This window comes from Paenibacillus sp. S150 (assembly GCF_019352175.1).
Lineage (GTDB): Bacteria > Bacillota > Bacilli > Paenibacillales > Paenibacillaceae > Paenibacillus_AQ.
Genome location: NZ_JACBYI010000036.1, coordinates 1 through 12,485, shown reverse-complemented (window position 1 = coordinate 12,485; position 12,485 = coordinate 1). Strand labels below are relative to the sequence as shown.

General features: G+C 47.6%; 1 protein-coding gene. It reads left to right on the top strand.

Translation table 11 applies throughout. From position 1 onward, the window contains the following. Positions 1 to 3 precede the first annotated feature (3 nt). Positions 4 to 12,485, top strand: a 12,482-nt coding sequence (locus HYD27_RS24270) for an SDR family NAD(P)-dependent oxidoreductase (RefSeq protein ID WP_219219442.1), incomplete at its 3' end; no start/stop codon positions are given.

Sequence of the window (12,485 nt, the reverse complement as noted above, 5' to 3'; positions counted from 1 at the left end):
TTAATGGATAAATTAAAAATATTCCAAGAGGTTGCAAAACAGGGCCTATCGGTCACAGAAGCGATGGCGTTAATTAGACAGGAGCAGAGTGAAAGCTGGATCACATTTCATCATAATGATCCCTATGTATCCGATCATCTCGTATATGGCAACGCTATTCTGTTGGGAGTAACGTATTGTTCCATAGCGCTGGATGCTGAAATCAAGCAAGCCGGCGGGCAACCTGTAACGCTGTCGCGGTTTCTGTTCCGTAAGCCAGTCGTTGTCGGGACGTATCGTAAAGTCTGTATACGTGTAGCACCGCAGAAAGGCAGCACCCTAGCTGCCCGCCAAATTGAATATCGTTATAGCTCAGCTGAGCGGTCCGAAGTAGCAGCGGTATACGAGCTGAAGCAAGAAGGAACTGAACCTGACAGAGATAAGACTAAATTAGATATTACCGAGTTCATCCATAGCTCTGAACGTGTTGTGGAGAGTCATACGATTTATCAAAGGATGCTTGATGTACAGGTGGAATTTGGTGATTCGTTAAAAACCGTGCAGCGTGCCTGGATTCGCGGCAGTGAGGTTCTTAGTGAGTTAAGAATGAGTCCTGTTCATAATAATGATCTGCTGACGATACATCCCGTCTTTCTGGACGGGGCAATCGTCGGAAGTATGGCCCCATATTCGGCGTCAGAACCAAAGCCGTTTATTCCGATGTCCATTGGTGAAATCATCTTTTTTGAGCGCAACTCAGGTCCCGTATGTTACAGCCTTGCTGAAGTGGTCAGACGGAATGCTGAGCTCCTTGTTATTAATTTGGCGATTTATTCAGAGAAGGGACAGCTTCTGGTTCAATTGAGGGAGGTTTCCCTAAAACGGGCAAGACTAGAAGGTTTGCTGGATGTTCGGGAAACAGTGAGGCAAGAGGAGATAGTTACTCCGCTTCCTCTTGATGTACAAAAGCGATATCCGCAACCTCAACAGGGAGAAGCTGTTGAAGAGCAGACTGTTCAATATCTTCACAGGAAAATAACCGAGCTTCTGCCGCAAGCCTCTGCGGCAATCGATATGAACCGGAATTTTTTAGATCTGGGCGTATCATCTAATGACTTGGTGGAGCTTGTGCAGGACATAGAAACAGATCTGGGAGTGGAACTATATCCAACGATATTTTTTGAATATCAGAATATCAAGGAAGCCAGCCAGTATCTTGCCTGTCAACATCAAGACAGACTGGCACAATGTTTCGGTTCAACTCGGCTCTCTGAGGAGTCGACTGAGCATGGGAGGACGGCTCAATCGGGAGATGTGCATCAAGAATTACATACCGAGATGTTGGCAAAGACTGCGGTAAAGGGTTCATCCGCGACTCAGGCAGAAGGAGATATTGCCATCATTGGAATAAGCGGGAAATTTGCGAAATCTCCCGATTTACAGATTTTCTGGGATCATCTTGTAAAGGGCTCTGATTTGATTACGGAAATCCCTTCGGATCACTTTGACTATAGGCCTTGGTTTAGTCAGGACCCGGAGGAGAAAAATACGATGTATTCCAAATGGGGCAGCTTTATCGATGACGTCGATAAGTTTGATGCTCCATTTTTTAATATTTCTCCACGGGAAGCAGAAACGATGGACCCGCAGCTTCGCTTGCTGCTGCAAGAGTTGTATCATACGGCTGAGGATGCAGGCATTATTCGTCAAATCCGCAGTTCAAAGACGGGGATGTTTGTCGGCTCATGTTTTCAGGATTATTCCTCAGAGATGGGCAGAGTAGGCAAGCCAGTCGAGCCGTATGATGGATCTGGCAATGCCCTTACAATGTATTCCAATCGGCCTTCGTTCTTTTTTGATTTGACGGGTCCCAGTATTTCGGTCGACACTGCTTGTTCCTCTTCGCTTGTAGCGATTCATCTGGCATGCCAGTCGTTGCGTAACGGTGAATGTGATATGGCTTTTGCTGCAGGAATTAATTTATTGCTTTCCTCGTGGCACTATCGATATTTTTGCAGCATAGGGGCCTTGTCTCCGACAGGGCGTTGCCACACCTTCGATGAGCGTGCAGACGGATATGTACCTGGAGAAGGCATTGCGGCCATTTTGTTAAAGCCATTAAAGCAGGCTATAGCCGATGGAGATCGGATTCATGGCATAATCAAGGGATCTGCGGTTAACCATGGAGGTTATACGCCTTCGATTACAGCGCCAAGCATGAAGATGGAGGCCGCCGTTATTGCCGCTGCTTGGGAGGCTGCAGGTATTAATCCTGAAACGTTAGGTTATATCGAAGCTCACGGTACGGGTACGAAACTAGGAGACCCGATAGAAATCAATGCAATCAAGGAAGCATTCAAACGTTATACCGATAAACAAGCCATTTGCGCGGTAGGCTCGGCCAAAGCTCATATTGGCCACGCAGAAGGTGCTGCCGGTATTGCCGGAGTTATTAAAGCCATCCTTTCTATACAGAACAAGATGATTCCTGCAATGCCTCAATTAGGGGAGCTGAATTCGTTTATTGATCTTAAAGATTCGCCTCTAATGGTCAATAGAGAGCCGATGCCATGGCTGGCATCCGGTTCGCATCCGCGTAGAGCTGGAGTAAGTTCATTTGGTTTTGGCGGTGCATACGCACATTTAGTGGTGGAGGAATACAGAGATAGCCGAACGGAAATGGATGAGGAGAGTACGCACCTGGTAATTCTCTCCGCGGCACAGCCCGAAGCCTTAAAACGAAACGCCAAGCAACTGCATCAGTATTTGTTGGCTTCGGAATCTCCTGATCTAAAGCTGTCGGCTGTGGCTGCAACATTGGCTTATGGTCGGGAAGAGTTTGATTTCCGTCTCGCCATTACGGCTAATTTGGTGGATGATCTGATTTCTAAGCTGGGGGAGTTCCTTGCTGATCAATCTAAAAGGAATAATATGGTTATCTCTGGCATGAAGCAACCCAATCATTCAAAAGAATGGGCTGCTCAATTAGAGCAGGCTTATCTGAACAATAATCTGGAACAGGTTGGACAACTATGGGTGTGTGGTGCTCACGTTAACTGGGGATGTATTTGCCGGAAACAGCCGCCGATTTCATTGCCTGGTTACAGCTTTGAGAAAAAGAGGTATTGGGTGCTGGATCATTATATTGCCGAGTCGAGCCTGCAAACCCCAGCTAGATTGAATGCGCTGCTTGATGCAAACCAATCGACCCTGTTTGAACAGAAGTTTGTGAAAACACTGAATGCCAAAGACATGTTCCTGCAAGATCATGCCATTGAATCGGCGCATGTTCTGCCCGGGGTGGTGAGCCTGGAAATGATCAGAGCTGCAGCGCTTCTTGCTAATGACAGGGGAGGAGTGCCACAAATCCAAGATTTTCAGTGGTCCCAGTCGATTGAGCTTAATACGGGTGAACTGGAACTTTATGTTGAGCTTGGTTTGCAGCATGCTCAGATTCATGCCAGTGTATACTCCATTGCCTCAGATGGCAAACGGACGCATGCCGTTGGCAGCATTGTATATGAAACGGAGTCTATTGAACAGACAAAAGATAAGGCAACCGGGTTTGACGCAACTGCGGAGCTTAACGCAATAGATCAGATCGTGACAGGTGAAGCATGCTATGACAGACTTGCTGCGTTAGGTTTGAAGATCGGTCCGAGCCTCCGGTCTATACAAAAGCTTTATATCGAGAGTGATCGTATTTTTGCTGAGCTGCAAATGGATTCAAACGATGGCGACGCCTATGATACGCATCCGGCCCTTTTAGACGGAGCGATTCAAGCAATTGTAGGGTTTTCTGAGCCTGATGACCGCATACTGCATATTCCCTATTCGATTAAAAGTGCAAAGTATTTTGCCAAGCTGGGGAAGAAGGGGCTGGCGCGTATCGTCCTTCATCCGAATAGCAGCCGCTTGAAGACAGCCAAGGAAGTAGACATTGTTATTTATAACGAGCAGGGCGAGCCTGCGGTGCAATTTGAAAGTTTGATCTTGAAGCCGGTTAAGCTGCCGGCACCTGTTCATTTGGAGTGGGCACTGTTTTCTAATGAGTGGGTTGAAACGGAAGCTTCGGTGCAGCAAGTCGAGCATTTGCCCGAGAAAGCACTGTTGCTTACGGATCAGCGTAAGTCGGAAATTTGTGATCAGATCGTAAGTGAATTGGCGCTGTACGGATGTGCTGTCGAACAAACATCGTCAATACAGGGATCAGAACGGATCGTAGAGAAGCTCCGTGGAGAAGAGAATCTCGATTGTATTGTTATTTTGGAGGAAGCGCCTTCCGGGACCTCAATAGATGCGCAGGAAGCCGATACGATGAGCAAGAAGTTTAGCGACTTATATTCATTGATTCAATATTTGATTCGGGCAAAGGTGGATATTCCAGTCTATTTTATAACAACCCATCCTTTGCTGTCAGGCATAGCGACATTCTTGCAAACTGCAAGCACAGAGTCAGGATTTCTACGATATAAGTATGTAGAGATAGCATCCGGCAAGCAGTTGGCAGACGCTATTGAGGAAGTAGTGAAAGGAAGCGTCTCCACTGGGCAGGTGCGCTATCAAGGCGGCAAAAGATATGAGAGAAAGCTGAGGGATTATACCAATTTATCAGCTGAGCAAGCACCGATATTCCGGGAAGGAGAGCTTTATCTTATTTCTGGAGGGCTTGGGCAAATCGGCCGGAAGCTGACAGAGCAAGCTGTACGAGCGGCAGATTGCCGCGTTGTTCTTATCGGGCGTTCCATTTTGTCCAAAGAGCGGATGAATGAGGTTCGTAGACTGAATCTCTTGAACCCTCGTGCAGAAGTGATTTATAGAAGTTGTGACGTTACCGATCTGCAAGAGCTGGATCAATTGCTTAGGTCTATTCGTAAAGAATACAAGCCAATAGACGGTATATTTCATTTAGCCGGCCAAACGAATGACTCACTCATTATAAATAAAGCGCCGGATCAACTGCACTCCGTTATATCTCCCAAACTGACGGGAACAGTTCTTCTGGATCGATTGACACATGATGATCCGATTCGTTTCATGATCGCATTCTCATCTATCACGGCGATTCAAGGGAATGCGGGGCAAGGGGATTACACCTTTGCTAACGCGTTTATGGATGCTTATGCCGCTTTGAGGAATAAGAGGGTGTTAGAAGAAGGCAGATCCAGCATTATGGTTTCCCTGAATTGGCCCTATTGGGAGGACGGCGGGATGCGAATGTCTGAGGAAGCGGTTGAACGTCTCAGACAAGCATATGGTTGTGAGCCTATTACGATTGAGCAAGGCATCCAATGTTTGAATCAGTTGGATTTGAATACAGCACCATCCTCACTCCTGGTATTGTATGGTGAACAAAGGAAATTAAAACTTATTGCAGAAACCGGAAGCGCACCAAAGGTTCTGGCAAGCGGCAGAACCAACGGTTCGCTGATTCCGAACGCCAAGGAACTTGGCCGCCTAGAAGAGAAGCTCATAGCGATCTATGCCGATATTCAGAGAATGGATTCTGATTCAATCAGACCTACGGTTTCTTTAACGCAGTATGGACTGGAATCGATCTCTATTTCGGAATTTGCTAAGGCTGTATCCAAAACATTGAGCATCACGCTAATGCCTTCGATCTTTTTTGAAATCGATACGATAAGAGAGCTGGCTGCACTCCTTGCTGCCCGTTATCAGGAAGCTTGTGCTCCTTATCTGTCTTCTGAATTAGTAACGAAAGCTGCCCAAGCTTCGGAATCTTTGGCAAGCAGTGAGCAACAGCCAGTCTATCGAGCGGTTGCCGCGCGAGAAGTTCTAAGAGAGCAAGAATTATCCGGAGTGAAAACCGCGAATCAAAATGATGGTGGACCTCTATCCTCTGCTGCGGAGGAACCTGTAGCGATCATCGGGATTGCCGGAACGCTTCCTTCTTCAGAGAATCTTACAACGTTCTGGAAATCAATTGAAAGCGGGAGCAGCCTAATCAGCGTTGTTCCAGAGGATCGTTGGGACTGGAATTCCTATTATGGAGATTCAAAGAAAGAAGCGAATAAAACGAAGATTAAATGGGGTGGATTTATATCGGGGGTCGATGAGTTCGATGCGGCCTTCTTTGGCATTTCGCCGCGTGAGGCGGAGTTGATGGATCCGCAGCAAAGGCTTTTTCTGCAAACGGTCTGGGAAGTTATTGAGAATGCTGGTTATAAGGCTTCTGATCTAGCAGGGTCGAAGACAGGACTGTTCGTGGGAGTGGGCAATTTTGATTACAGCGATCTCATGAAAGAAAGGGGGATTTCTATCGACGCTTATGCGGCGACAGGAATTGCCCATTCTGTATTGGCCAATCGTATTTCGTATCTTCTTGATCTTCATGGACCTTCAATGCCGGTGGACACTGCCTGCTCAAGCTCTCTAGTATCCATAGATCATGCTGTTCAAGCTATTGCACGGGGATATTGTGATATGGCGATAGCTGGGGGAATCAATCTGATCCTCAATCCGAACATGACAATTTCTTTTGATAAAGCCGGTATGCTGAGCGAGGACGGGTGTTGCAAAACTTTTGATAAGGATGCCAATGGCTATGTTCGCGGAGAAGGAAGCGGTGCAATATTGCTGAAGCCGCTAAGCCGGGCTCGGGAAGATGGGGATTACATCCATGCCGTTATTATCGGTTCGAGTGTTAATCATGGCGGGAAAGTGAACTCACTGACGGTACCTAACCCGCTGGCACAAGCCGATGTCATTCGTGATGCGCATCGCAGAGCAGGGATTGCACCGGAGACCGTCTCGTATATTGAAGCGCATGGGACTGGTACTCCACTGGGCGATCCTGTTGAGATACAAGGTCTGAAGCGTGCTTTTGATGGAGAGATGAAGAATAGTCGTGCTTATTGTGGCATCGGTTCGGTTAAAACGAATATCGGCCATCTGGAGACGGCTGCCGGAATAGCGGGTATTTTAAAAGTCGTAATGGCGTTAACGAATCGCAAGCTTCCGGCCAATGCACATTTTCAAGAATTGAATCCTTACATTGAACTGGAAGACAGTCCCTTTTATGTTGTTGATCAAACCCGTGCTTGGGAGCGTCTGCAAGCCGTTACCGGAGAATGGATACCAAGACGGGCTGGCGTCAGTTCATTTGGCTTCGGCGGTGCGAACGCACACATTGTGCTGGAGGAATTTGCGAGTGAGTCTAACACATCTTATACAGAAATGAGCCCTCAGCTTTTCGTGCTGTCTGCCCAATCCGAAGAACAAGTCAAACAGTATGCGAAGCGGTTAATGTTGGCGGTTGCAGTATGGCAGGATGATGAGGCTGCCGAGGCTTCGCAGTTACAGAGAATCGCTTATACGCTGCAAATTGGGCGGGAGAGCAAAGATTACAGATTGGCGATTATTGCCGATAACTTAGCGGAACTGCATAGAGAGCTTGAACAATTTGTTGAAGATGAAGCCATAGATAAGCGGAATAAAAGACGGATTTTCCGGAAAGCAGATCTGTCGGATCTCTTCCTTCTGGACTGGAATGAGACAGAAGAGATGCTTGAACATATTGTAAGAAAACGTGATCTTGCAAAAATAGCGAGCTTGTGGACTCATGGCGTCCATATTCCTTGGAAACTGCTTTATCCTGATCAACGTCCTCAACGCCTGCCATTGCCTACCTATCCGTTTCTTCGCTCGAAATATTGGCTGCCGGACAAGGTGCAGAGAGTAAATGAAGGTGGGCAGATTCATCCTATGCTCGACAGGAATGCCTCGAATATAGAGGGCCTGATGTTTAGCAAAAACTTCTCAACCAAAGATTTCTATCTTAGAGACCACGTCCTAGACGGAAAGCCTTTGCTGCCTGGGGTAGCCTATCTGGAAATGGCTTTGGCCGGAGCCGAGCTTGCTAACCCCGGAATGAAGGTGGGGCGGCTTGAGAATTTGGTTTGGATGAGGCCGATTGTTCTTGGAGATGCGGGCGGTTCATGTACAGGGAATTTGAAGATGACTGGTCAAAGGACGAAGCCTCAGCTCCGGGTGGTGACGCATGAGAGTCAAGGGGAGGCAGAACATCATTTTCAATGTAAGGTGGCCTATCAATCCGATAATTCCGAAGCTGTGCGAGAAACGGATTCTTCGGTAACATCATCTCTTTCAGAAATGAAAAGCCGCTGTACCAGCGATTTAAGTGCTGATCAGTTTTATTCCGCTTTTGAAGGGATAGGGCTGCATTTAGGCGGGACGATGCGTGCCATCAGACATGTGCAGCGTAACGACAGCGAGGTACTAGCTGCCTACAGCTTGCCAAATGAAGCTATAGGCAGCTTCGCTGCGTATACTCTTCATCCGAGCATTCTGGACGCAGCGATCACTTCACCCAAAGGAATGCTCGGGGGAGATGCGCAGCAATTGTATTTGCCGTTTGCAATTGAATCTGTTGAAATTGTCGCTCCTGTAACGGCGAAAGGCTATATTTATACTGCGGGCCATCTTCAAGATGATAGCGACGGCAAGAATATGCGTAAATATGATATGACTATTATGGATGAGAGTGGCCGCGTTACGGTCCGAATCCGGAAATTCATGGCGAGACCCTATGGGACGAGCGAGAAGATTCAGTACCTGACCTCGGATTGGGTTCATTCCAACAGATCTATCCAAAAGCAGCCGGCAGCTTCAAGCCGCTGTATCGTTCTTGCTCGTAGTGAATATGAGTTGGAAGTGATTCGCAAGGCAAGTCCGTTCCGTAATGATATGAGCTTTGTAGGGGTACTGCCTGGTTCTGAATTCTCTGTGTTGGATGCAGAAAAGGCGCTTTATCAAGTAAATGTTAGCTCTACACAAGATTTTGCACAGTTGTTCCATAAGCTGGAACCGGCTGATGAACTATACGTTGTATATGGTTGGGCGATGCAAGCAAGGGATAGTTGGACTACAGATATTCAGCTGCAGTTCACCGACAGGATGAAGCCGCTCTTTTCCTTCACTCAGTCGCTTCACCAGGAATTGTCGCGTTATCGCAGCTGCAGGCTGATCCTTCTTTATGGAGAGAACAGCAGTGAATTACCTTTTTACGCACCGATGGGAGCCTATCTTCAATCGATTGCCAGAGAAAGCAGTAAGCTTCAGGCCAAAGTTATATCACTTGCAGATCTCGAAGCAGATATACGATCTGGGGTGGAGGAGCTACTCAGTGAAAACTTTGATAGCCGGCCGACCTATTATCATAATCAGCAGCGCCGGGTTTTCACCCAGCGTATCGTCGAGCAAGAGGGTTTGCGCAAGCTTGAGCCGATTAGAAAAGGAGCCACTTACCTCATTACTGGAGGTTTAGGTGAGCTTGGCCTGCTATGCGCATCTTATATTGCTGCCAGGGGCGGAAATCTTATCCTCACGGGGAGAAGAAAAAGAAGCGATATCTCTTCGCTAAAAATGCAAGAGCTGGAGGCAACGGGGGTGAGCGTTCGCTATTCTTGCTGCGATGTAGCCGAGGAAGACCAGGTTAACCGCTTGATCCGCGAGATCCGTCAGGATGGGGAAGGGCCGATTCGAGGCATTATTCATGCAGCCGGAATGATTCGGGATAATCGGATCAGTGAGAAGCGCTTTAGTGAATTTAAAGAAGTTGTTGGCGGAAAGGTATTTGGAGCGGTATGGCTGGACAAAGCAACGATGCAGGAGCCGCTCGATTTCTTTATCCTTTTTTCTTCGCTTGTAGGTATTACCGGAAATGCAGGGCAGAGCGATTATGCCTATGCCAATGCTTTCCTAAACGAATTTGCACAGTATAGAAGTCGTTTGGTTCAAAAAGATCAAAGGCAAGGGAATTCTCTGTCTATTGCCTGGCCGCTTTGGGAACATGGGGGTATGCAAGTTGCGGAGCAGCAAAAAGATCATCTTCGTCAAACGCTGGGGCTGCGTACGTTATTGAATGAGGAGGGTATAGCTTGCCTGAACGATTTGTTCAACGCTCCATGGGCGAATGTTGCGGTGTTCAAGGGAGATGCTGCCAAATGGATGAACCTGATAAGTCCCGTTTTGGCTCGTACATCTGCAAGTGAGCCGCTGGAGGCTCTTCAAAAGATACAGTGGAATGAGCGTTATACGGAAATCAGGGACCTAATGTCCAAGATTATCAAGAGTGAGCAACCGATCGAGCCGAAAAGGGATCTGAGCGCATATGGATTCGATTCGATAACCTATACCGAGCTTGCGAACCAGCTGAATGAAAAATACGGCATTGATCTTTCACCTGCTATATTTTTTGAGTATCCAACTTTAGTGGGCTTGTTTGACTATTTAAAGGATAACTTCAGAGTTGCTTTTGCCGATTCTGCTCCAGCGATGGCTGCATCGAATGTTAGTGAAGAGAAACGCCCGATGACAGCTCCGATTATTGAAGAAGAAGGTGCCATTTGGAGTGAATCTGTAACCAGCGACACCGGACCCATTTGGCAGCCAACGGTAGAAGATATTCAAGGGACAGAGGAACCGGAGCCTATTGCTGTTATTGGCATGAGTTGTGTGCTGCCGCAATCCGAAGATGCCCGGCAGTTTTGGAACAATTTGATCGCAGGCAAAGACCTTATTGAAGAAATTCCAGCGGATCGTTGGGATTGGCGGGCTTACTATGGGGACCCGGAAAGCGGCGTGAATAAAACGACGGCCAAATGGGGCGGATTTATTGACGGTGTTAGTCATTTTGATGCGAAATTTTTCCGTATCAGTCCCAAGGAAGCAGCACTTATGGACCCGCAACATCGAATTTTTATCCAAACGGTTTGGAAAACCGTAGAAGATGCGGGCTATAAAGCGTCGGATCTGCACGGGACAAATACAGGCATCTTCGTCGGAATAAGTGGTTGGGATTACAACGAAGTACTGCGTGCAAACAAGGAAAACGTGGAGTCGCTATCTATTATCGGCATTGCACATTCTGTTTTGCCTAATCGCATTTCTTATTTGATGGACTGGCATGGACCGAGCGAACCGATTGATACGGCGTGCTCTAGTTCTCTTGTTGCCATTCATAAGGCGGTTGAACAGATTCGCCTGCAAAATTGCGACGTGGCTATTGCCGGAGGCGTTAATCTGATTTTATCACCTGCCGTTAACATTTCTTTCAACAAGGCAGGGATGCTTAGTCCGGACGGACGCTGTAAGACTTTTGATAAACAAGCGGATGGTTATGTCAGGGGAGAAGGAACCGGTGCTATCCTACTGAAGCCGCTCAGCAAAGCAATTCAGGACGGCGATCATGTATATGGTGTGATCCGCGGTACAGATCTGAATCATGGAGGACAAGTTAATTCCTTTACCGTGCCCAATCCTAACGCGCAAGCGGAAGTTATTCAACGTGCGCTCAATAAAGCGAAGATCGATCCGCAGTCGGTCACTTATATCGAGACGCATGGGACGGGGACGGGTCTCGGGGATCCCGTCGAGATTGCCGGATTAAAGAAAGTATTCAAATCTAATGGAGACCCGGGTCAAGCTGCAGAGCCATACTGCGGTCTGGGTGCTGTTAAATCCAATATTGGACATTTGGAAGCTGCTGCCGGCATAGCGGGAATTATTAAGGTGCTTCTGGCAATGAAACACAAGAAGCTACCTCCGACTCTACATTTTAATGAGCTCAATCCATATATCAGTCTGAAAGACAGCCCGTTCTATATTGTGGACAAAGCAATGCCATGGCCGGCCTTGCCGGATGGACAGGGCGGTCATATCCCGCGCAGGGCAGGCGTGAGTTCCTTTGGTTTCGGCGGTGTGAATGCGCATATTGTATTAGAGGAATATCAGACAGACACAGAACAAAAGGATGCACAAGAGTTTGGTAAACCGTACTTGTTTCTTTTGTCGGCCAAAGATTCTGATTGCCTTAAGACTTATGCCGAATCCTTCAAACAATGGCTGTCTGATGAAGGTTCACTGGTTGGTTTGCGCAATATTGCCTATACTTTGCAGATTGGTAGGGAAGATATGAAGGCTCGCCTTGCGATGCTGGCTGCAACCCGAGAAGAACTTTCGAACGGTCTTGACGCTTTTATTCTCGGACTTGAACATCCGGGCCTATTCGTTCATCAAACTGGGGGCGCCAGCGAGATGGAACAAGGCGCGCTGCGCATCAATGGCTTAACGGGCGAGGGATTATCTGCGATGCCACTGGAGAGAGCTGCTGCTTTGTGGGTAGCGGGTACGAAGCTCGAATGGAAAGAGCTGTATGACAAAGCTGTTACGAGGGTCTCATTGCCGACCTATCCGTTTACACATACGCAGCATTGGGCAGGCAAGAGGAAAAACGCCGACCTGCGCCCTTCTGAAAGATTAGAGACGAATCATTCTCCAGTCTTGCCTGAGAAGGAGACAGTTGAATATAGCAGACAGCATCCTATTTCATTGGTTCAAACGGCAGGCATGACCTTCAAGCCCGAATGGGTGGAAGCAGGATTGACAGAGACAGAGGTGCTCGGAGATGCTGCGCTGATCATTGTTAATGAGGCAAGCCGGGCGTTAGGCGAATCGATTCAGGC